Annotated in this window: 19 protein-coding genes and 1 pseudogene; 11 read left to right on the top strand and 9 right to left on the bottom strand. The window is 72.5% G+C overall.

All coding sequences use genetic code 11. The features are described 5' to 3' along the window. Window positions 1-59: 59 nt before the first annotated feature. On the bottom strand, window positions 60-443 hold the full coding sequence (locus ACZ5VQ_RS19500; RefSeq protein WP_055610283.1) for a cold-shock protein: 384 nt from the start codon (window positions 441-443) through the stop codon (window positions 60-62). Between the two features lie 187 nt (window positions 444-630). On the opposite strand from ACZ5VQ_RS19500, the gene ACZ5VQ_RS19495 reads away from it, so the two are divergent. Then, window positions 631-879 carry a hypothetical protein gene (locus ACZ5VQ_RS19495; protein WP_362084190.1) on the top strand — a complete coding sequence of 83 codons (249 nt, stop codon included), beginning with the start codon at window positions 631-633 and terminating at the stop codon, window positions 877-879. A gap of 85 nt (window positions 880-964) precedes the next feature. Here ACZ5VQ_RS19495 and ACZ5VQ_RS19490 read toward each other — a convergent pair whose 3' ends face one another. Continuing rightward, entirely contained in the window at window positions 965-1,597 is a 633-nt protein-coding gene (locus tag ACZ5VQ_RS19490) for an HAD family hydrolase (protein ID WP_469105963.1), read from the bottom strand. A gap of 212 nt (window positions 1,598-1,809) precedes the next feature. Between ACZ5VQ_RS19490 and ACZ5VQ_RS19485 the strand changes: the two genes are divergently transcribed. The 3 genes and pseudogenes from ACZ5VQ_RS19485 to ACZ5VQ_RS19475 form a co-directional block, all read left to right on the top strand. Then, on the top strand, window positions 1,810-2,802 hold the full coding sequence (locus tag ACZ5VQ_RS19485) for a FecCD family ABC transporter permease (protein WP_362084196.1): 993 nt from the start codon (window positions 1,810-1,812) through the stop codon (window positions 2,800-2,802). A gap of 119 nt (window positions 2,803-2,921) precedes the next feature. Continuing rightward, window positions 2,922-3,920, top strand: coding sequence for a FecCD family ABC transporter permease (locus ACZ5VQ_RS19480; RefSeq protein ID WP_469106137.1), 999 nt, complete (start codon window positions 2,922-2,924; stop codon window positions 3,918-3,920). Between the two features lie 34 nt (window positions 3,921-3,954). Beyond that, window positions 3,955-4,752: pseudogene (locus ACZ5VQ_RS19475) on the top strand (ABC transporter ATP-binding protein); the annotation flags it as partial. A 262-nt stretch (window positions 4,753-5,014) separates the two neighbouring features. On the opposite strand, the gene ACZ5VQ_RS19470 reads toward ACZ5VQ_RS19475, so the two are convergent. Continuing rightward, the gene (locus tag ACZ5VQ_RS19470) at window positions 5,015-6,013 is read right to left on the bottom strand and encodes a hypothetical protein (protein ID WP_469105962.1); all 999 of its coding nucleotides are present in this window, start codon (window positions 6,011-6,013) and stop codon (window positions 5,015-5,017) included. A gap of 335 nt (window positions 6,014-6,348) precedes the next feature. Between ACZ5VQ_RS19470 and ACZ5VQ_RS19465 the strand changes: the two genes are divergently transcribed. Together ACZ5VQ_RS19465 and ACZ5VQ_RS19460 are read left to right on the top strand one after the other, a co-directional pair. Then, window positions 6,349-8,985 carry a helicase-associated domain-containing protein gene (locus tag ACZ5VQ_RS19465; RefSeq protein WP_469105961.1) on the top strand — a complete coding sequence of 879 codons (2,637 nt, stop codon included), beginning with the start codon at window positions 6,349-6,351 and terminating at the stop codon, window positions 8,983-8,985. 495 nt (window positions 8,986-9,480) lie between these two features. After that, window positions 9,481-9,714 carry a hypothetical protein gene (locus ACZ5VQ_RS19460; RefSeq protein WP_469105960.1) on the top strand — a complete coding sequence of 78 codons (234 nt, stop codon included), beginning with the start codon at window positions 9,481-9,483 and terminating at the stop codon, window positions 9,712-9,714. On the opposite strand, the gene istB is transcribed toward ACZ5VQ_RS19460, so the two are convergent. Continuing rightward, complete coding sequence (gene istB / locus ACZ5VQ_RS19455; protein ID WP_469105959.1) at window positions 9,692-11,077, bottom strand: IS21-like element helper ATPase IstB; 1,386 nt, start codon at window positions 11,075-11,077, stop codon at window positions 9,692-9,694. The genes ACZ5VQ_RS19460 and istB overlap by 23 nt on opposite strands. A 223-nt stretch (window positions 11,078-11,300) precedes the next feature. On the opposite strand from istB, the gene ACZ5VQ_RS19450 reads away from it, so the two are divergent. After that, window positions 11,301-12,944: a DNA repair helicase XPB gene (locus tag ACZ5VQ_RS19450; RefSeq protein ID WP_383940230.1), complete on the top strand. Its 1,644-nt coding sequence runs from the start codon at window positions 11,301-11,303 to the stop codon at window positions 12,942-12,944. Window positions 12,945-13,054: 110 nt separating this feature from the next. Here ACZ5VQ_RS19450 and ACZ5VQ_RS19445 read toward each other — a convergent pair whose 3' ends face one another. After that, on the bottom strand, window positions 13,055-13,243 hold the full coding sequence (locus ACZ5VQ_RS19445; protein WP_200396677.1) for a hypothetical protein: 189 nt from the start codon (window positions 13,241-13,243) through the stop codon (window positions 13,055-13,057). A 423-nt stretch (window positions 13,244-13,666) separates the two neighbouring features. Here ACZ5VQ_RS19445 and ACZ5VQ_RS19440 point away from each other — a divergent pair, with 423 nt between their 5' ends. Further along, complete coding sequence (locus ACZ5VQ_RS19440) at window positions 13,667-15,736, top strand: HelD family protein (RefSeq protein WP_469106136.1); 2,070 nt, start codon at window positions 13,667-13,669, stop codon at window positions 15,734-15,736. 103 nt (window positions 15,737-15,839) lie between these two features. Here ACZ5VQ_RS19440 and ACZ5VQ_RS19435 read toward each other — a convergent pair whose 3' ends face one another. Together ACZ5VQ_RS19435 and ACZ5VQ_RS19430 are read right to left on the bottom strand one after the other, a co-directional pair. Next, window positions 15,840-16,529 carry a copper homeostasis protein CutC gene (locus ACZ5VQ_RS19435; RefSeq protein WP_469105958.1) on the bottom strand — a complete coding sequence of 230 codons (690 nt, stop codon included), beginning with the start codon at window positions 16,527-16,529 and terminating at the stop codon, window positions 15,840-15,842. A 120-nt stretch (window positions 16,530-16,649) separates the two neighbouring features. Beyond that, on the bottom strand, window positions 16,650-17,321 hold the full coding sequence (locus ACZ5VQ_RS19430) for a maleylpyruvate isomerase family mycothiol-dependent enzyme (RefSeq protein ID WP_469105957.1): 672 nt from the start codon (window positions 17,319-17,321) through the stop codon (window positions 16,650-16,652). A gap of 136 nt (window positions 17,322-17,457) precedes the next feature. Between ACZ5VQ_RS19430 and ACZ5VQ_RS19425 the strand changes: the two genes are divergently transcribed. From ACZ5VQ_RS19425 to ACZ5VQ_RS19415, 3 genes are all read left to right on the top strand, one after another. Continuing rightward, window positions 17,458-18,111 (top strand): HD domain-containing protein, encoded by a 654-nt coding sequence (locus ACZ5VQ_RS19425; RefSeq protein WP_469105956.1) that lies wholly within the window; start codon window positions 17,458-17,460, stop codon window positions 18,109-18,111. 108 nt (window positions 18,112-18,219) lie between these two features. Continuing rightward, window positions 18,220-19,446, top strand: coding sequence for a Cmx/CmrA family chloramphenicol efflux MFS transporter (locus tag ACZ5VQ_RS19420; protein ID WP_469106135.1), 1,227 nt, complete (start codon window positions 18,220-18,222; stop codon window positions 19,444-19,446). A gap of 18 nt (window positions 19,447-19,464) precedes the next feature. Continuing rightward, entirely contained in the window at window positions 19,465-20,550 is a 1,086-nt protein-coding gene (locus ACZ5VQ_RS19415) for a GNAT family N-acetyltransferase (RefSeq protein WP_469105955.1), read from the top strand. Between the two features lie 51 nt (window positions 20,551-20,601). On the opposite strand, the gene ACZ5VQ_RS19410 is transcribed toward ACZ5VQ_RS19415, so the two are convergent. Both ACZ5VQ_RS19410 and ACZ5VQ_RS19405 read right to left on the bottom strand, forming a co-directional pair. Next, entirely contained in the window at window positions 20,602-20,877 is a 276-nt protein-coding gene (locus ACZ5VQ_RS19410; RefSeq protein WP_055613941.1) for a DUF4031 domain-containing protein, read from the bottom strand. Then, complete coding sequence (locus ACZ5VQ_RS19405; protein ID WP_469105954.1) at window positions 20,874-21,299, bottom strand: hypothetical protein; 426 nt, start codon at window positions 21,297-21,299, stop codon at window positions 20,874-20,876. Before ACZ5VQ_RS19405 ends, ACZ5VQ_RS19410 begins: the two co-directional genes overlap by 4 nt. Window positions 21,300-21,369: the final 70 nt, after the last annotated feature.

Here is a 21,369-nt window from a genome sequence, read left to right as displayed (position 1 = left end):
GCTCCCCTGAAGGGGCGCGGGCGCAGATGCCCAGTACCGGGAGTCTGCGAAGCAGGTCCCTAGACGTCCAGTTGGTCCGCCACCGCGCGGAGCAGGCCCGCGATCTTCGCGCCGGAGGCCTTGTCGGGGTAGCGGCCCCTTTCCAGCATGGGCGTGATGTTTTCGAGGAGCGTCGTCAAGTCCTGCACGATGGACGCCAGTTCGTCCGGCTTACGGCGCTGGGCGGCCGCGACGGACGGGGTGGGGTCCAGGATCGTCACCGAAAGCGCCTGGTCACCGCGCTGTCCGGCGACCACGCCGAACTCCACGCGCTGACCCGGCTTGAGAACATCGACTCCGGCGGGCAGGACCGAGGAATGAACGAAGACGTCGCCGCCGTCGTCGCGGGAGAGAAAGCCGAAGCCCTTCTCGCTGTTGAACCACTTGACCTTGCCGGTAGGCACGTCTGTCCTCGTCCTCGTACTCGTCGGGAAACTGCGGCTGAAAACTACGGCTGAAACTGCTCGGGAAACGGGTCCGTATAGCACTACAGCGGGTCGTCGGACCCGCCGGTACCAAGGCTAATGGTCCGGCGGCTGCTGACAAGACGTCGCCGGATTGTTCCTCCGCGCAGGGAACTACCCTGGTCGGGTGCGTGACAAAACCCAAACGAATTCCGCCGCGACCGGAGACGGACTGATCCGTGCCGGTGCCATCGTGTTCTTCGTCGGCGCCTTGGCCACACTGGTCACCGTTGCCCCACTGTTGCTGGGTACGACGCCCTTTCCCACGTACATGTTCGGGTTGAGCATGTTGATGGGGGTTGGCTTCCTGATTGCGGGGGCGGGGGTGTTCCAGTCGATTGCCAGTGGGCGTCGGCAGGCGCGCGGGGGTTCGTGAACCTGAGGTCGTCCTGCGACCGCGGGTAGTTCGTGGCTGGTCGGGCCCACGCGGCGGAGCCGCATATGTACACAGCCCCGCGCCCCTATCGGGGCGCGCCCACGTATCCCACCAGCCAACTCGGGAACCCCGTCAGGTCCGTGAGGACCACGTCCGCGCCCGCCGCGCGCAGTTCCCGCGCGTCGCACGGGCCCGTGGCCACCGCTACGGACAGGGCGTTCGCGGTGCGGGCGCCTCGTACGTCGCCGGTGTGGTCGCCGACGTAGATGCCCGCGTCGTACTCGCGCAGGGCCTCGGCCTTGCGTTCGGCCCACAGATCGCCGATGACGGCGTCGGGCTCGATACCGAGGTGGCTGAGATGCAGCTTGGCATTCGGCTCGTACTTGGCGGTGACGACGATGGCCCGGCCGCCCGCTTCCCGTACCGCGGCCATGGCCTCGCGGGCACCGGCCATGGCGGGCGTCGCGGCGATGGCGTGTGTGGGGTACATCTCCCGGTAGACGTCCGCCACGGCCTCGACCTCCTCGGCCGGGAACCAGTTCACCAGCTCCTCCGCGAGCGGCGGCCCGAGCCTCGTGACGGCCAGATCGGCATCGATGTACGTCCCGGTCCGCGCGGAAAGTGCCTGGTAGCAGGCGTGGATACCGGGCCGGGAGTCAATGAGGGTCATGTCGAGATCGAAGCCGACGGTCAGCACACGAGAAGTCATATGGACCATTGTGCCCAGCAAAGGTGGCTCTCCTGTGATGGTCCGGTGAGCATGAGCGGCCCCGACAGGGGCGCGGGGCTGTGTACATGTGCGGCTCCGCCGCGTGGGCGCGACCAGCCCTCCACCGGCCCGCGGCCGACGCCCCACAACCGCCACATAGACTCAGCCAAGCCTTACCAAACCAGCCAGCCATCAGCCACGCACTCCCGGAGCACCAGCCCATGCAAGCCAGACGCGCCGCCGCCCTCGCGGCAGCCGTCGTGGCGCTGCTGCTGGCGATCCTGTTCAGCCTGGCGGTCGGCGCCCGCGCCGTCCCCCCGTCCGCGGTCCTGGACGCACTGCTGAACGGCGGCCACAGCGACGCCGCCGAAGTCGTACGCGGCCTGCGCGTCCCCCGTACCCTCATCGGCCTGATGGTCGGCGCGGGACTCGCGCTCGCGGGCACGGTCCTCCAGGGCATCACCCGCAACCCCATCGCCGACCCCGGCATCCTCGGTATCAGCCAGGGCGCCTCGGTCGGTGTCGTCCTCGCCATCGCGTTCGCGGGGATCCACACGCTCACGGGGTATGTGTGGTTCGCCTTCGCAGGCGCGGCCGTCGCGTCGGTCGCGGTGTACGCGATCGCGTCCAGCGGGCGGGGCGGCGCGACGCCGGTGAAGCTCGCGCTGGGCGGGGCCGCCATCAACGCGCTGCTCGTGTCGGTCACCACCGCCGTGCTCACCACCAAGGCCTCCGCGCTGGACGAGTTCCGCTTCTGGCAGGTGGGCTCGCTGGCCGGGCGGGACGCGGAGATCGTCGGGCAGGTGTGGCCGTTCCTGCTGGCCGGGGCCGTGCTCGTGCTGTCGGTGGCCCGCGGGCTCGACGCGCTCGCGCTCGGCGAGGACGTCGCCCGGGGGCTGGGGCAGCGGGTCGCGACGGTACGGATCGTCGGCGGGCTCGGGGCCACCGTCCTCACCGGGGTCGGGGTCGCCGCGGCCGGGCCCCTCGCCTTCATCGGGCTTGCGGTTCCGCACATCGCCCGCGCGATCGTGGGGCCCGCCCACCGGTGGGTGCTGCCGCTCGCGGCGCTCCTCGGCCCGACCATGCTGCTCGTCTCGGACACCGTCGGCCGGGTGCTGTTCCCGCCGAGCGAGGTCCCGGCGGGCGTGATGACGGCGCTGATCGGCGTGCCGTTCCTGGTCGGGCTCGTCCGCAGGAAGGCGGTACCTGCGTGACGACGGCCGCGACGAGCCATAAGACCCCGACGCCCCCCACGGCCAAGGCCTCCACTGACGGAAGGGCCACCACCGCCTCCGCCGGATACTCCGTACTCCGCGCCCGGCCGGCCACCTTCCTGCTGCACCGGCGGGCGGTCGCCGTGGGCGCGGGCCTCGCCGTGCTGCTCGCGGCGACCTGTCTCGCGTACCTCTGCGTCGGCGAGAGCTTCGTCGCGCCCGGTGAGGTGCTGAAGGTCCTGACCGGGCGGCCGTCGGCGGACGAGCTGGTGGTCGGGACGCTGCGGGCGCCCCGGCTGGTGGTCGGGCTGCTCGTCGGGGCGGCCTTCGGGGTCGCGGGCGGGCTGATCCAGACCGTCGCCCGCAACCCGCTCGCGAGCCCGGACATCATCGGGATCAGTCAGGGCGCGAGCGCGCTGACAGTGGGCGCGATGACGTTCGGGGTGACGTCGTACACGGTCCTGCCGTATCTGTCCGTCGCGGGCGGGCTGTTGGCCGCCGCGCTCGTGTACGTCTTCGCCTGGCGCGGCGGGCTGCAGGCGACGCGGTTCGTGCTCATCGGGATCGGGTTCGCGATCGCGCTGCGCTCGGTGACCACGCTCTTCATGACGAAGGGCGACTATCTGGTCGCACAGCAGGCGCAGATCTGGATGACGGGCTCGCTGAACGGCCGTGGCTGGGCGGAGGCCGCGCCCCTCGGCTGGACGCTGCTGGTCCTCGTACCGGCCGTCGCGTGGGCGGCACGGGCGCAGCGGACCGTCGGCCTGGACGACGACACGGCGACGGCGCTCGGTGTGCGGCTGAACCGGGTGCGGCTGGGGCTCGTGGTGCTCGGGGTCGTCCTCGCCTCGGTGGCGACCGGGGCGGCGGGGCCCGTCGACTTCGTGGCACTGCTCGCTCCGCAGATCGCCCGGCGCATGACCCGTACCGCCCAGATCCCCCTCGTGTGCTCGGCGTTGCTGGGTGCCGTCATCGTCGTCCTCGCCGATCTGCTGGGGCGGAAGCTGTTCTCGCCGACCGAGGTGCCGGTCGGGGTGTTCACGGCGGCCGTGGGGGCGCCGTATCTGATCTGGCTCATCGTCCGGAGCCGTACCGTCCGTTCTGGGGTCAAGGCGTGAGGCAGAGCATGGCAAAGGGCAAGAGGGGCAGGGCATGAGCAGGCTGTCGGCGCGTGAGCTGACGCTCGCGTACGAGGACCGCACGGTGGTACGCGAGCTGGATCTCGCGATTCCGGACGGGCGGGTGACGGTCGTCGTCGGGCCCAACGCCTGCGGCAAATCAACCACTTTGCGCGCTCTCGGGCGGCTGCTGAAGCCGAAGGGCGGGGCCGTGCTCCTGGACGGAACCTCGCTCGCCAAGCTGCCCACCAAGCGGATCGCCCAGCAGATCGGGCTGTTGCCGCAGACGCCGGTCGCCCCCGAGGCGATCACGGTCGCGGACCTCGTCTCGCGTGGCCGGCAGCCGCACCAGAGCTGGTGGCAGCAGTGGTCGGAGGCGGACGAGCGGGCCGTGACCGAGGCGATGGAGCGTACGGACGTGGCCTCGCTGGCCGAGCGGCCCGTGGACGAGCTGTCGGGCGGGCAGCGACAGCGGGTCTGGATCGCGATGGCGCTCGCGCAGGAGACCGAACTGCTGCTCCTGGACGAGCCGACGACCTACCTCGACATCGCGCACCAGGTGGAAGTCCTGGACCTGGTACGGCAGTTGAACCATGACCGCGGCCGCACGGTCGTGGTCGTCCTGCACGACCTCAACCAGGCCGCCCGCTACGCCGACCACCTTGTCGCCATGAAGGAGGGCCAGATCGTCGCCTCCGGGCCGCCGTCGGAGATCGTCACGGCCGATCTCGTACGGGAGGTCTTCGGGCTGGAGTGCGTGGTCGTGCCGGATCCGGTGACGGGGTCGCCGCTGGTGGTGCCGGGGGCGCCCTGGCGGGGCGGCGATGCCGGTGCTCCGGGCGCGACGAGCGGCACCGAAGCCCTGGTCCCGGCGGGCGATGCCGGAGCGCCGGGCCCGGGGGGCACCGCAGAAGTCCCCGGCCCGGCGGGCGGGGCCGAGGCCGTCGGCCCCGCGGACGACCCGGAGGTCCTGGAGGTCCCTGAGGTCCCGGAAAGCCCCGAAGTCCCGGAGGTCCCGGAAAGCCCCGAAGTCCCGGAGGTCCCGGAAAGCCCCGAAGTCCCGGCCCAGGGCGGCGCCCCGGAGGGGGACTCCACTACCTCGGGCGCTGGGACCTCCACACCAGGTACAGCGCCGAAGCGATAGCCGCGCCGCGCAGGACCCAGGGCCAGGTCTCGGCGACCGCGTCGTTCATCCGGCCGTCCGCGATGGGCGTGCCCCAGCGGCCTTCCGTACGGCCCCAGAGCCAGACGATGCCCGCGGTGACGGCCAGGCCGGGGACGCCGAGGACGGCCCACTTCGACTCGGTGGGGCTGAGGCGGCGCGAGAGGTAGGCGATGAGCCAGCCGAGGCCGAGCATCACGAGGTTGCCGATGGCGGCGCCTGCGACCAGCAGGGCCGCGGCGAGCAGCAGCAGGGGGTTCGTCCAGCCGCCGCCGACGGGGCGCAGCCGGGGGACGAGGCGGCGGGTCTTCTTCCCGGCCGCCGCATCCGCCTCGGCCGCCTCGACGGGTGCCGCGGGCACGACGGGCGCCGCGGGCTTCGGGTCCGGCTCCTCCGTCTCCCGGGGCGGCGGCTTGAGCAGTTCGGGGATCTCGATGCCGCCCGTGAACCCGGGCACGCTGTCCACCGACCCGAACGGGCTGCTCTCCACCCGCCACCAGTCGGGCTGTCCGGACCCGAGTTCCTCCGCGCTCGCGAGGTGCGGCGGGGAGGGCGCGGCGTCGGCCGTCGCGGGGACGTCCGGCTCGGCGGGGCGCGGCCGGGGGACGACCCGGCGCAGGCGCTTCGACCGCGGCTCGGGCTCCTGGGCGCGCTGGGTGGGGACGGCCGCCCGGGGCTCGGCGGGGCCCTCTCCCCCGCCGGTGTCGGCGTTCGCGGCGGCGACGACCGACTCGGGGGTGCCGAGCCGTTCGAGGATGCGGCGGACCGCGGCCGGACTGTCGACGGTCGCCTTGGCCCGGCGCCTGTCGATCTCGTTGCGCAGCTCCGAGACCAGGCGCATGCGGATGCCCGACGGCAGCTGCCGTTGCTGGGCCACGTCTCCGACACGGCTCAGATACTCGTAGACGACCTGGTCGCTCTCGATACCCACGAAGTCCCCTCCGGGGCGGGTGCGTCGAATACCCCGTGGGACGACGTTAGCGCAGGGGGATGGGCGCGGACGCGGGTCAGGTCGGCTCGCACACGCGTCGAAGTCGAGGTCCGTTCTCGGATCCCCCAATCCCCTTGACCGGCCGAGCAGTTGACCGGGAGCCCAGAGTGAGCGATGGGAGTGGAGTGTCGCCAGGGGTGCCGTGTTCCTCCTGACGACGTTCGCCTCGCAGCCGTCCGGGAAACGTTCCGTTCGTCCGGCGTTCGCCCGGCACACGGGTTCCGGGCCCTGGTACACGGCCCCTGGCGGGCCCGCCACCCGCTACCGTTGAGCGGATGAGCAGCGATGAGAAGCAGGTCGCCCCGCGGTCCCTCGCGGAGGCGCTCCGCGCGAAGGACGACGGTTCCCTCGCCGCGCTCCTGCGCGCCCGCCCGGACCTCATCACGCCCGTCCCCACCGATCTCACGCAGCTCGCCACCCGCGCAGGCACCCGCGCCTCGGTGATCCGCGCCCTGGAGCGCCTGGACCGGTTCACGCTCCAGACGGCGGAGGCGCTGGCGGTGGCCCCTGAGCCGGCGGACCGCGAGACGCTCCTCGCGCTGCTGGCCGGCGACGAGAACGACCCCGCGGTCGTCGGGGCGTTCCCGCACGCCCTGGCCGCCCTGCGCGAACAGGCCCTGGTGTGGGGCCCGGACGACCGGCTCCGCCTGGTCCGCACGGCCCGCGAACTGCTCGCGCCCTCGCCGCAGCACCCGTCCCCGACGGGTCTCGGCCCGACGGTCGCGGAGGCCACGTCGGGCATGTCCCCGGGCCGGATCCAGGAGATCCTCACGGCGGCGGGGCTGCCCACGACGCACGACGCGGTGTCGGCGGTGGCGTCCCTGACCGCCCTGTTCACCGACCGCGCCCGGATGGCGGAGCTGCTCGCCGCGGCCCCGCCCGACTCCCTGGACGTCCTGTCCCGGCTGGTCTGGGGCCCGCCCTACGGCCAGGTGACCGCCGATCCCGCCTCGCGTCTGCGCTGGCTCCTGGACCGCGGTCTGCTCCTGCCGACGGCGCCCGGCACGGTCGTACTGCCCCGCGAGGTCGCCCTCCATCTCCGGGCGGGCCGCGCCCATCGCGACACCGAGCCCCTGCCACCGGCGGTCGAGCCCGCCGCCACCCACCGTCCACAGGTTGTGGACACAACTGCGGCAGGCCAGGCGTACACCTCGCTCGCGACCATCGAGGAGCTGCTGAAGGACTGGGACGAGGGCGGCCCGACCGTCCTGCGCGCGGGCGGCCTGAGCGTACGGGACCTCAAGCGCACCGCCGTGGCCCTGGACGTCCCGGAGCCGGTCGCCGCGTTCTGGGTCGAACTCGCTTATGCGGCAGGCCTGTTGGCGTCGGACGGCGAGGCCGACGAGCGGTACGCGGCGACCCCGGCGTACGACGAGTGGCTGGAGCTCCCGGCGGCCGCGCGCTGGACGCGACTGGCCACGGCCTGGCTGTCCGCCACCCGCACGGCGGGCGTGATCGGCGGCCGGGACGCCAAGGAGCGCACCCTGTCGGCGCTGGGCCCGGGCCTCGACCGCTCGGCCGCCCCCGAGGTCCGCCACCGTGTCCTGACACTCCTCGCCGCGCTCCCCGAGGGCACCTCCGCGTCCCCCGACTCCCTCGTCGCCCGCCTCCACTGGGAGCGCGCGCTGCGCGGGGCCGCCTCCTCGGACGACCTGCGGGCCCGGCTCGCCCGGTGGACGCTGTCCGAGGCCGAGTCACTGGGGATCACCGGGCGGGGGGCGCTGTCGGCGCACGGGCGGGCGCTGATCGGGGCGCAACCGGGCGCGGCCGCCCCGGAGACGAGGACGGGAACGGGAACGGAGACGGGGACGAGAACGGAGACGGGGGCAGGGACTGAGGCGGGGACGGGAACGGGAACGGGGACCGAGACGGACTCCGGCCCGGGCGACAAACTGCCCGTCCACCACCACAGGCACCACCCCGCGCCCCCTCCGCAACCCCGCTCGTCCGCCGAGCTGGCCTCCGCCGCCGCCCGCGCCGGCAAACTGCTCGCGCCTCTGCTGCCCGAGCCCCTCGACCACGTCCTCCTCCAGGCGGACCTGACGGCGGTGGCCCCCGGCCCGCTGCAACGCCCGCTGGCGGACACGCTGGACGTCCTGGCGGACGTGGAGTCGAAGGGCGGGGCGACGGTGTACCGCTTCACACCGGGCTCCGTCCGCCGGGCCCTGGACGCGGGCCGCTCGGCCTCGGACCTGCACGCCTTTCTCTCCGAGCACTCCCGTACGCCGGTTCCGCAGCCGCTCACCTACCTGATCGACGACGTGGCGCGCAGGCACGGCCATCTGCGGATCGGTTCGGCGTCGGCGTACGTCCGCTGCGACGACGACGCCCTGCTGAACGAGATCATCGCCGACAAGCGCTCCCAGGGGCTGCGCCTGCGCCGTCTCGCGCCCACGGTGCTGGCCGCGCAGGCCGACCCGGCCACGCTGCTCGAAGGGCTGCGCTCGATGGGCTTCGCACCGGCCGCCGAGTCCGCCGAGGGCGACGTACTGATCACCCGCGCGCACGCCCACCGCACGCCCCCGCGCACGGCGCCCGAGCCGGTCCCCGACGGTCCGCCGTCCCCCGACACCACCCTGCTGGGCGCCGCGATCCGGGCCATCCGCGCGGGCGACCTGGCCTCCACGACCCCGCACAAGCCCACCGCCTCCGCCGCTCCCGGTCGCAACGGCACGCTCCCGCGCACCACCTCCGCCGAGACCCTCGCCACCATGCAGGCCGCCGTCCTCACCGGCGACACCCTCTGGATCGGGTACGTCAACGCCGAGGGCTCCGCCAGCCAGCGCGTCATCGCCCCGATCAAGGTGGAGGGCGGCTTCGTCACGGCGTACGACCACACCGCGGACGAGGTCCGCACGTACCCGCTGCACCGCGTGACGGGCGTCGCGGAACTGGCGGACGAGCAGGCCTGAGGCAGGCCCGGGGCAGATCTGAGGCAGATCTGAGGCAGGTTCGAAGCCGTCCCGGCCGGAAAACGCGCCCCGCCCCCGGCCGGAGGTCCGCCCCCGTCTCACTCGTCCGGGTGTACACGGCGGTTCATGCACGCCACGCCGGACGCTTCCCACTCATGAGGGACCTTCGGGGACCTCCCGCATCGTGGCGCGGGTCGCGGGGCAGCCACTGGACGTCCTGATCAGGCACCGGCCTGATCACACCACCAGGAGGTAGTCCCATGCGCACTGCTCGCCGTGTCGCCACCGTTCTGATCGGTACCGCCGCGCTGCTCGGCGCACTCGCGTCACAGGCCGCGGCGATCGGCATCGATCTCGGCGGGGGCCTGACCCTCTGAGGCCGCCCCCGCACGTCCCGTACGCCCCGCGGGCCGGACTCGGCATCCCGAGTCCGGCCCGTCCCCTCCGAGGGCCCCCGCCCCCGCTCAGCAGCGTCAGAAAGGCCTCAGAAACCCCATGCGTTCCACGCTCCGGACCCGCACCGCGGCCCGTACCGCGATCCGTACCGCCGCCACCGCCACGCTCTTCGCCTCGGCCGCGCTCGTCGGCGTGCTCGCCCCGCAGGCCGCCGCCGCGCAGCCCGCGCTGCCGCTGCCCATCCCGGTCGCCGCCGTCGAACCGCTCGTCACCGAGGGGGTCAGCATTGAGGGACCGCTGGTCAACAACATCACTCTGCCCACGCTGAAGTAGCCCGGCGCATCCGGTAGCTGTCCCCTTCGAGCCGGACGATCTCCGCGTGGTGCGCGAGGCGGTCGACCATCGCGGGGGCGGCCCCGCCGAAGATCTCGTCCCAGCGGCCGAGCGGGCGGTCGCCGGTCACGATCAGCGAGGCCCGCTCGTAGCGGTGCGCGACGAGCTGGAAGAAGAGGTGGGCGGTGTCCGCGTCGAACGGGGTGTATCCGACCTCGTCCACGATCAGCAGCGGGTGGGAGTCCAGCGCGGCCAGCTCCTCGGCGAGCCGCCCGGCCGCCCGCGCCTCCCGCAGCCTCGCGGCCCACTGCGCGGCGGTCGCGAACAGCACCTGGTGTCCCGCCTGGCAGGCCCGCACACCGAGGGCGACGGCGAGATGCGTCTTGCCGGTGCCGGGTGGCCCGACGAACACCACGTTCCGCCGCGCGGCGACGAAGTCCAGCTTGCCGAGCCGGGCCAGCACCTCCCGGTCGAAGTCCCGCGGATGATCCTCGTCGAACTCCTCCAACTGCTTCCGGGAGGGAAAACGGGCGGCACGGATCCGGGTCTCGGCCCCCGTCTCGTACGAGGAGGAGTTCTCGTACGAGGGCGGGGACAGGTACGAGCCCGTCGCCTGGGCGGGAATCGGGACCTGGACCGGGGGCGGGGCCGGGGCCCGCGTGGCCGCCGCCGAGGTCGAGACCTCAGCCGGGACGGCCGTCGAGGCGCAGTGCCCCCCGCCGGCTCCGTCCTGCCCGTACGCCGGCGCGTGCCCGTGCCCCTTGTGCGAGCGGTCCCCGTGCTCCGCCATCGGCCCCGACATGTACGCCAGGATCGCCGCCGAGGCGATGAAGGCCATGTGGATCACCGTCCCCCACAGCAGCGAGTGCTGCGAGGTGTGGTGCACGTCCACGAACATCTGGAGCAGATGGACGGAGGAGATGCCCACGATGGCGGTGGCGAGCTTCACCTTCAGGACGTTGGAGTTGACGTGCGAGAGCCATTCCGGCTGGTCACGGTGGCCCTGGAGACCGATGCGGGAGACGAAGGTCTCGTACCCCCCGACGATCACCATGATCAGCAGGTTCGCGATCATGACGACGTCGACCAGCTTCAGCACGGCGAGCATGACGTACGTCTCGTTCGCCTGCCCGGTCACGCACCGGAGAATTAAATTCCACAGCTCGTTGAAGAACTTGTAGACGTACACGCCCTGCGCGGCCACCAGCCCGAAGTAGAGCGGGGCCTGGAGCCAGCGGGTGGCGAAGAGGGCGTACCCGAGCGTCGTGGACGGCTGGGAGACGACGGGCAGCGCAACAGTCGGCGAAGCCGGCGGGGGCGCGTGCGGTGGGGCATGGACGTGGCTGTGACCGGGTCCGGACAACGGTGGCTCTCCCTGGGCGGTGACCTGGGGCAGTGACCTGCGGGGACCGCCATTCTTCGGGTACGCGGCCGTAAATCTGAATTCCCACCACTCATTGGAATGAATAGACATCCAGTAGGACAGGACGGGGCGTCATCCGGTTCGAGGCGTGCGGCGTGGACGATCAGGCACACTGGACGTTTGGCCGTGCACACCGCACAGCTGTGCAGAAGGGGACGCACGCGTGAATGGTCCACTCATCGTCCAGTCCGACAAGACGCTGCTCCTGGAGGTCGACCACGAGCTGGCGGACGAGTGCCGTCGTGCCATCGCGCCCTTCGCGGAGCTGGAGCGGGCGCCGGAGCACATCCACACCTACCGGCTGACGCCGCTCGGGCTGTGGAACGCGCGGGCGGCCGGTCACGACGCCGAGCAGGTCGTCGACGCGCTCGTGCAGTACAGCCGTTATCCGGTGCCGCACGCGCTGCTGGTCGACATCGCCGAGACGATGGACCGCTACGGACGCCTGACGCTGAGCAAGGACCCGGCGCACGGGCTCGTCCTCACGACCACCGACCGGCCCGTGCTGGAGGAGATCCTCCGCTCGAAGCGGGTCATTCCGCTGGTCGGCGCCCGGATCGACCCGGACACGGTCGCCGTGCACCCCTCCGAGCGCGGCCAGATCAAGCAGACGCTGCTGAGGCTGGGCTGGCCGGCCGAGGACCTCGCCGGGTACGTGGACGGCGAGGCGCACCCCATCGAGCTGGCCGAGGACGGCTGGGCCCTGCGGCCGTACCAGAAGCAGGCGGTGGAGAACTTCTGGCACGGCGGGTCAGGGGTGGTCGTACTCCCCTGTGGCGCCGGAAAGACGCTGGTCGGCGCCGGGTCCATGGCCCAGGCCAAGGCCACCACGCTCATCCTCGTCACGAACACCGTCTCCGCCCGGCAGTGGAAGCACGAGCTGGTGAAGCGGACCTCGCTGACCGAGGAGGAGATCGGGGAGTACAGCGGTACGCGGAAGGAGATCCGCCCGGTCACCATCGCGACGTACCAGGTCCTGACGACGAAGCGGAAGGGTGTCTATCCGCACCTGGAGCTGTTCGACTCGCGCGACTGGGGCCTGATCGTCTACGACGAGGTGCACCTGCTGCCCGCGCCGGTCTTCAAGTTCACGGCTGACCTGCAGGCACGTCGGCGCCTGGGCCTGACGGCCACGCTGGTGCGGGAGGACGGCCGTGAGTCGGACGTGTTCTCACTGATCGGCCCGAAGCGTTTTGACGCTCCCTGGAAGGAGATCGAGGCGCAGGGGTACATCGCGCCCGCGGACTGTGTGGAGGTCCGCGTCAATCTCACGGACGCCGAGCGCCTCGCGTACGCGACCGCCGAGACGGAGGAGAAGTACCGCTTCTGCGCGACGACCGCGACGAAGCGGAAGGTGACGGAGGCGCTGGTGCGGCGGTTCGCCGGGCAGCAGATCCTTGTCATCGGGCAGTACATCGACCAACTCGACGAGCTGGGCGAGCACTTGGACGCGCCGGTCATCAAGGGTGAGACGTCGAACGCGCAGCGCGAGAAGCTCTTCGAGGCGTTCCGGCAGGGCGAGATCAGTGTGCTCGTGGTGTCGAAGGTGGCGAACTTCTCGATCGACCTGCCGGAGGCGACCGTCGCGATCCAGGTGTCGGGAACGTTCGGGTCCCGCCAGGAGGAGGCACAGCGGCTCGGGCGGGTGCTGCGGCCGAAGGCCGACGGGCACCAGGCGCACTTCTACTCGGTGGTGGCTCGGGACACGATCGATCAGGACTTCGCGGCGCATCGCCAGCGGTTCCTGGCCGAGCAGGGGTATGCGTATCGCATCGTGGATGCGGACGAGTTGCTCGCGGACAGCTGAGCGAGGAGGTTCGTGGGGGAGGGTGCGGGTCGGTGGGGGCTGGTCATCGCAGTTCCTCGCGCCCCTAAAGGCCAAAAGACTGCGCCGTTCCCCGCGCCCCTTTCAGGGCGCTACCGGCGGCGTACGCCTGCTTCCTCTTCGTATTCGCCCAGGAGGACCACGCTCAGGGTGGCGGTCGCGAAGACCTTGACGGCGCGGAGGGCGTCGCCGAGGCGGTGGCGGTGGCTGCCCTGGAGGGCGGTGGCTCCCGAGGGGGGTCCGGGACTGACAGGGGCTGGGGTGAAGGTCGCTGCGCTCATGTATCCATAGTGGAATTTCCGCCCTCCGCTTTCATCGGCCTGCGGACCGAACCTCCGTCGTCCGCGCGTACGACTCCGGAGTGACCCTTCCCCCGTAGGGAGGGGGACCGCGTCCCCTAGGGGACGCGGGTGTCGTACGCGGCCGGTCGTACGGATCGGGGGGCTCGGTCGCCGGATCCGGGGCTCGGTCGTACGGATCCGGGCTCGGCCGCCGCGAAAATGGTTGGCCCCCGCCACTCCCTCTCGCCTAGGATCTCCGCTCTTGCCCGCCTCCCTCGCGGAGTGCCGCCGACCGGACGGAAACCGGTCGGCACACAGCCCGGCCATACGGCGACAGCCCCGCCATACGGCGATGAGGCACACCCACGCAGCAGGCTCCAGGCCCCGGAGGCATCACCCGTGTCCACCCCGCCCGACTCCGCCATGTCGGTCCCCGATCCGTCCGACGACCCGCTCTCCCGCGAGCGCGCCCACCTCACCCACTCCCGTGCCGCCCTCCGCTCGATGCGCGAGGACGTCGAGTCGCTCGACATCCGGGACGTCACCGCGAACTGGGTCAACGCGGAGGTCCTCACGCGCCAGATCGGCGAGCGGGTCAAGGCCCTCGCGGACCTCTCGCACACCCCGCTCTTCTTCGGCCGCCTCGACTATCTGCACTCCCCGGGTGCCGACCAGGCCGAGGGCGCGGAGGGCGAGCGCTTCTACATCGGGCGCCGGCACGTGCACGACGCCGACGGGGACCCGATGGTGATCGACTGGCGTGCCCCGGTGTCCCAGCCCTTCTACCGGGCCTCCAAGAAGAACCCGCTGGACATCGCGCTGCGCCGCCGCTTCGGGTACACGGGCGGCGACCTCACCGCGTACGAGGACGAGCACCTCTCCGACCCGGCTGATTCATCGGGGGACGCCACCACCAGCAAACTGCTCCAGCAGGAGATCGAGCGCCCGCGCGTCGGCCCGATGCGCGACATCGTGGCGACGATCCAGCCCGAGCAGGACGAGATCGTACGGTCCGGTCTCGGCGGCACGGTCTGCGTCCAGGGCGGTCCGGGCACCGGGAAGACGGCGGTCGGCCTGCACCGGGTCGCCTACCTCCTCTACGCCCACCGCGACCGGCTCGCCCGCACCGGCACCCTGGTCATCGGGCCGAACGCGTCCTTCCTCCACTACATCGAGCAGGTGCTGCCCGCACTGGGCGAGTTGGAGGTCAAGCAGGCCACGGTCGACAATCTGGTCGCGCATGTGGAGGTGCGGGGCAGGGACGAGGCGGCGGCCGCGGTCGTCAAGGGCGACGCACGGATGGCCGAGGTGCTGCGCCGGGCCGTCCGCTCGCACGTGACCATGCCCACCGAGCCGGTCATGGTGGTCCGCGGCTCACGGCGCTGGCGCGTTCCGGCGTACGAACTCGAAGTCATCGTCCGTGAGTTGCTCGACCGGGACATCCGGTACGGCGCCGCCCGCGAGGCCCTTCCGCAGCGCATCGCGCACGCCGTGCTGGTGCAGATGGAGCGGTCGGGCGAGGCCCCGGACGACCGGGTGCAGGACGCCGTGGCCCGCAACACCGCGGTGAAGGCGGCGGTGAAGGAGGTCTGGCCGCCGGTCGACCCCGCGAAGCTCGTGCTGCGCCTGCTCTCCGACGCCGACTTCCTGGCCACCCACGCCGAGGGCATCCTCACCGAGGACGAGCAGAAGACGATCCTGTGGGCCAGGCCCGTACGGTCGGTCAAGTCCGCCAAGTGGGCCGCCGCGGACGCCGTGTTGATCGACGAGGCCACCGATCTCGTACAGCGCACGCACTCCCTCGGGCATGTGGTGCTCGACGAGGCGCAGGACCTCTCTCCCATGCAGTACCGGGCGGTGGGGCGGCGCTGCACGACCGGTTCGGCGACCGTGCTCGGGGACCTGGCACAGGGCACGACGCCCTGGGCGACCCGGAGTTGGGAGGAGGCGCTGACCCACCTGGGCAAGGGGGATGCGGTCGTCGAGGAGCTGACGGCCGGTTTCCGTGTGCCGACGGACGTCATCACGTACGCGTCCCGGCTCCTCCCCCACATCGCGCCCGGCCTGACCCCGGTGGCGTCGGTCCGCGAGAACCCCGGCTTCTTCGAGGTCCGCCCGGCCACCGCAAACACCGCGGACACCGAAGTGGTCGCCGCCTGCGAGGAGTTGCTGCGCAACGAGGGCTCGGTCGGCCTGATCGCGGCCGACGCGCGCGTACCGCTGCTGGCCGAGGCCCTGACGGCGGCCGGGCTCCCCTACCTGGGCCCCGGCGAGGAGACGACCCTCACCACCCGCCTCACCCTGGTCCCGGCCTCGCTCGCCAAGGGCTTGGAGTACGACTACGTGGTCCTGGACGAGCCCCGGGCCGTAGTCGACGGCGAACCGGACGAACGCACCGGCCTGCGCCGCCTGTACGTGTCCCTGACCCGAGCGGTCTCGGGCCTGATCGTCACACACGCGGCGCCGCTTCCGCCCCAACTGTCGGAACACTGACGACTCCGGTCCGGAAGCGCCCCGAAAGGGGCGCGGGGAACTGCGCGACCGGCCCCCACGCACCCGCAGACGAATATCCGCACCCCAGCGGAGCGCAGAGCGCTTACGCGTCCAGCGCCGTCCGCCACTCCCGTACCGCCTCCGCCGAGACCGGCACGTTCCAGCCGCCGGGCCGGGCCGCTCCCCCGATGTGGAAGGCGTCGACGCCGACGGCCCGCAGCCGCGGTACGTGGTCGAGGCGCAGGGCACCGCCGACGAGGAGCCGCGGCTCGTACCCCGGTTCGCCGCGGCGGGCCGCCTCCGCGAGGAGCGTGGCCAGACCCTCGTCCACACCCGCCGCGGACCCCGCCGTGAGGTACGCGTCCAGACCGGGCAGGTCGGCGAGGCTCTTGCGCAGCGCGTCGCGGTCGGCCGCGCGGTCGATCGCCCGGTGGAACGTCCAGCGGCAGCCGTCCAGCTCGGCGAGCACCGCCTCCAGCGCGGGCAGGTCCGGGTCCCTGGTCTCGTCCAGGAACCCGAGCACGAACTCGTCCGCCCCGGCGGCCCGCAGCTCCCGGGCCGCCCGCCGGAGTTCTCGTACGTCCCCGGCCTCGAAACCGTCGGCCAGGCGCAGCATCACTCGCAGCGAGATGCCGACGGCGGCCCTGATCTCCGCGAAGGTCGCGACCGGCGGGGTCAGCCCGTCGGCGGCCATGTCGGTGACCAGCTCCAGTCGATCCGCGCCTCCGGCCTCGGCGGCGACCGCGTCCTCGACACCGAGGGCGATCACCTCCAGGACTGCACGCTCACTCATAGGACCTCTTCCCTCGGGCGGCTACAGGTCTAGTCCAATAGTCAGCCTACGCGCTCGACGCCGAGGACCGACGGACCGGGCCCGCTCGGCCGGGCCGGAGCCCGGGGCCGCCGCCGGGGCTCAGCCGAACAGATTGAGCTCCGCCTCGGTCGCCCCCGCCAGCTCGTAACGCGTCCCGGTCAGCGGGCGCCCCGCGTGCAGCCGTACGAGGGTGGCCGCGTCGCCGATGTAACGGGCCGGCGGCCGGTCGCCCGAAGGTGCGCCGAGCAGCAGCGGCTCGTCCAGGTCGTCGAGGTCGGCGTGCAGGGCCGGCCGCCCCCGGTCGCGGGTGATCCACGCCAACAGGTCGAGCGCGGGCCCCACTTGGGCACCCGCGTACGCTCCGGGCTCGCCCCAGGCCTCCCGTACGTCTCCCGCGTGCACCCACTCGCCGAGTCCGACCCCGTCCAGCGCACCGCCGGCCTTGGCGATCACGGGGCCCGCGTCGGTCATGCCGCGCTCCAGCTCGTCGACGATCTCCGCGAGGGACCGGCCGGACCGCTCGGCGATGTCCCGGTCGTTCGCCTCGGGGCTGAACACCCCCTCCTCGTAGCGGCTCTCCACGACCCGCGACAACGCGGCCGAGCAGTGCGCGAGGACGTGTCGCACGGTCCAGCCCGGACAGCAGGTCCTGACCTCGAAGTCCTGCTCGGGCCGCCCTCGCAGGAGGGGGATCAGGACGTCCCGTTCCGCGGCAAGCAGGCGGGCGGGCAGTTCCGGGTCGCGTACGGGGTGCGTGTCTGTGGCAGTCATGCAGACACGCTAGATGCTCCGCTGCGGGGCGGTCATGGGTCTGCGGGTCCGTTGTGGCTGGTCGTGCCCACGCGGCGGAGCCGCAAAATTGATGCAGCCCCGCGCCCCTTACCAGGCGCGGTGGAGAATGAGGCCCATGGCCGACCTCGACTCCCTGCGCAGCCGCTGGTTCCTCGCCCTGGAAGGGGCCCGTGACGCCGACGCCCGGACGGACCCCGCCCCCTACGCCGACAACCTCATCTCCCGCTGGTCGGAGCCGCAGCGGCGGTATCACACGGTCGAGCATCTGACGGCGGTCCTGGACCACATCGACGTACTGGAGGCGCACGGGAAGTACGCGGACGACGCCGATCTGGTCCGGCTGGCCGCGTGGTTCCACGACGCGGTCTACCTCCCCGACCGTTCCGAGAACGAGGAGCGGTCGGCCCGGCTCGCCGAGCGCGCGCTTGCCGAAGCCGGTGTCCCGGCGGCCGGGACGGCGGAGGTCGCCCGTCTCGTCCGCCTCACCGTCACGCACGCCCCGGGCGACGACGACCCCAACGGCCAGGTCCTCTGCGACGCCGACCTCGCCATTCTGGCGGCGCCCCCGGCCGCGTACGTCGCCTACACGGCCGCCGTGCGCGAGGAGTACGCCTTCGTCCCGCCGGAGGCCTTCCGCGAGGGCCGCGCGGCGATCCTGCGGCAGCTCCTGGAACTGCCGCGCCTCTTCCACACCCCGTACGGGACAAGGGAATGGGAGGGTCCGGCACGCCGGAACCTGGAGTCGGAGCTCGGCCTGTTGACGGGCTGAACAGCAGCCGATGGAATGACAGGCCCATCCATGAGGTTGGCACCTGATATGCCCGTCCCCACGAGCGCCGGCTCAGCCACGCCCACCCGCACCACCACCCGCACCCGTATGCCCCTGGCCGTCTACGTCCTCGGGCTCTCCGTCTTCGCGCTGGGCACCAGTGAGTTCATGCTCTCCGGGCTGCTGCCGGCCGTCGCGGACGACATGAACGTGTCGATTCCGCGCGCGGGGCTCCTGATATCCGCCTTCGCCGTCGGCATGGTGGTGGGCGCGCCGCTGCTGGCCGTGGCGACGCTCCGGCTGCCCCGCCGTACGACCCTGATCTCGCTCATCGCGGTCTTCGGAGTGGGCCAGATCGCGGGCGCCCTCGCCCCGAACTACGCCGTGCTCTTCGCGTCCCGTGTCGTGAGCGCGCTGGCGTGCGCCGGGTTCTGGGCGGTCGGCGCGGCCGTGGCCATCGCCATGGTCCCGGTGAACGCCAGGGCCCGCGCCCTCGCCGTGATGATCGGCGGCCTGTCCATCGCGAACGTCCTCGGTGTCCCGGCGGGCGCCTTCCTGGGCGGGAGCCTCGGCTGGCGGTCGGCGTTCTGGGCGGTCGGCGCGGCCTCCGCGGTCGCCCTGGTCGGAGTGGCCACGCTCATCCCCCGTATCCCGCTCCCCGACGAGAAGCCGCAGCTCAGGCGGGAGCTGCGGATCTACCGCGACCGGCAGGTCTGGCTGTCCATCTCGCTGATCGCGTTCGCCGCGGGCGGTGTCTTCTGCGCGTTCAGCTATCTCGCGCCGCTGCTCACCGACGTCTCCGGGCTCGACGACAGCTGGGTGCCCGTGGTGCTCGGGCTGTTCGGCGTCGGGGCGCTGATCGGCACGGTGATCGGGGGCCGGATCGCCGACGCGCACCTCTTCGGGGTGCTGCTCTCCGGTATCGCGGCCTCGTCCGTGCTGCTGGTCGCGCTGGCACTGCTCGGCCAGTACGCCGTCGCCGCCGTCACCCTCGCCTTCCTCCTCGGCGTCTCCGCCTTCTACACGGCCCCGGCCCTGAACGCCCGGATGTTCAACGTCGCGGGCAAGGCCCCGACCCTGGCCGGTGCCACCACCACGGCCGCGTTCAACCTCGGCAACACCGGCGGCCCCTGGATCGGCGGTGCCGTCATCGACGCGGGCCTCGGCTTCGCCTCCCCGGCCTGGGCGGGCGCGGCCCTGACGGTCACGGCGGGCGCGGTGACGGCGGCCTCGCTGCGCCTGCACCGGCGTACGGCGGCCTCGCGGGTGGTCATCGCCGGAGCCACAGCCCCAGCCCCCAACGAGCCGATTAATCAGTCTCGTTCGGCGAACTGATCACCTATTCTCACCGGCATGCTGGACATGGGCGGGGATCAGGTGGAAGAGGCGGTGGCGGACGCGGTGGCGACACTGCGGCAGGTGGCCGACCGGGACTGGAGCGTCAAGGCGGGCCGTCTGGACTGGAGTTGCCGTAGGACGGCGGAGCACATCGCGTCGGACTGCGTCGCGTACGCGGGGCAGCTGGCGGGCCTCCCCACCGACCGTTACGTACCGTTCGACATCACCTTCGACGAGTGCGAGAGCCCCGAGGACGTCCTCCAGGTCGTCGAGGCGACCGGCACCCTGCTCGCGGCCGCCGTCCGGACCGCCCCGCGCGAGGCCCGCGCCTTCCACCCGTACCCCTTCCGCAGCGCGAACCGCGAGGGCTTCGCCGCGATGGGCGTCACCGAGGTGCTCGCGCACACGCACGACATCACCGAGGGCCTGGGCATTCCGTACGAGCCGCCCGCGGCGCTCTGCGAGGCGGTGCTCACCCGGATCTTCCCGCACGTCCGGCCCGCGCCCGGCGACGGCCACTGGCGCACGCTCCTGTGGGCCACGGGCCGCGGCGACCTGCCCGGCCGAGCGCCCCTCACCGGCTGGCGCTGGAACAACAACCTCGTGATCCCCGCCGAACGTCTCACCCTCCAGGGCGTCACCCCCGCGGCCGCCGCCGACCTCGGCGCGGGCGGCACCGGCGGCTTCGAGTGGACGCAGGACGGCCCCTTCGAGGGCACGCGGGACGCCGCCGGCATGGTGACGAAGGCGTACGAGGCCGGTGTGCACCGCCCGGAGTTCGGCCTGTTCGTCCTGGTACGCCGCGAGGACGGCCGCGCGGTCGGCGGCATGGGCTTACACGGCACCCCGGACGAGGACGGCCGCGCCGAGGTCGGCTACGACCTGGCCGAGTCCGCCCGCGGCAACGGCTACGCCGCCGAGGCCCTGCGCGCCCTGTCCGCCTGGGCCCTCTCCCGCGACGACGTCACGTCCCTGTTCGCGACGGTGGACCGCGTCAACGCCCCCTCCCAGAGCGTGCTGTCCCGCGCGGGCTTCACCCGGGTGAGCGGGGAGGGCAGGGACGGGGACGGGGAGCAGTACGCGTACGAGCTGAGGGGCTGATCGCTGCGCGAGTGATGGCTGCGCGGCCGATGCTGAGTGTTGTCGCGCCCGTCAACTCCCGGGCACGGCACGGCCCTTGGGCCTGCGCAGCCCGGATGCGAGCAGCAGCCGCACCACCTCACGGCTGCGAACCTCCACCGCTCCGGCCGCCACCGCGTCCTCGTACCGGTGCGAGGGGATGTCATAGTGATCACGCTCGAAGGCCCGGGCGGGGGCGCCCAGCCGGCGGGCGAAGTCGTGCAGTTCGTCGTACGAGACGTCGCTGACGAGGTGGGACCACATGCGGCCGTGCCCCGGCCAGTCGGGCGGGTCGATGTAGACGGTCACGAGGAGAGCGTCCCCCCGCCGGTCCCGCCGCCTGGGCCCGCGCCGGCCGCCTTGAGCGCGCCCACCGCCGAGACCTTCACTCCCGCCTTGTGGCACACCCAGTGCGGGTCGGGCCCCAGCTCCGGCTCCACTTCCAGGGCGTGGGGGTCACCGGTACCGCAGACGGGACACAGCGGCCAGCGCCCGTACCGCTCAAGAAGCGCGTCCTGTACGTCCTGGGCGACGAGCCCCGCCACGTAGTCGACCCCGTCCGGCCACTGCTCCACCCACCAGCGCCGCTGCACCACCGACTCCTCGACGAACGAGACGACGTCCGGCTCGGCAACCTCACCCGCGGCAAGATCGGCAAGCACGAGCGCCCGCGCCGCGTGCAACGCCTGCTCCAAGGGGCTGATGGGATGGGGGGAGGGCGGAGAATCCATACGTCCATTGTGCGCCACCCGGGCAGCGCGGTGCCGGGCCCGTAAGGGGCGCGGGGCTGTATACATGTGC

It is taken from the genome of Streptomyces sp. NPDC033178, from assembly GCF_055577685.1.
Note: the sequence above shows the minus strand (reverse complement) of the source record. Positions and strands in the feature narration are given on the sequence as shown.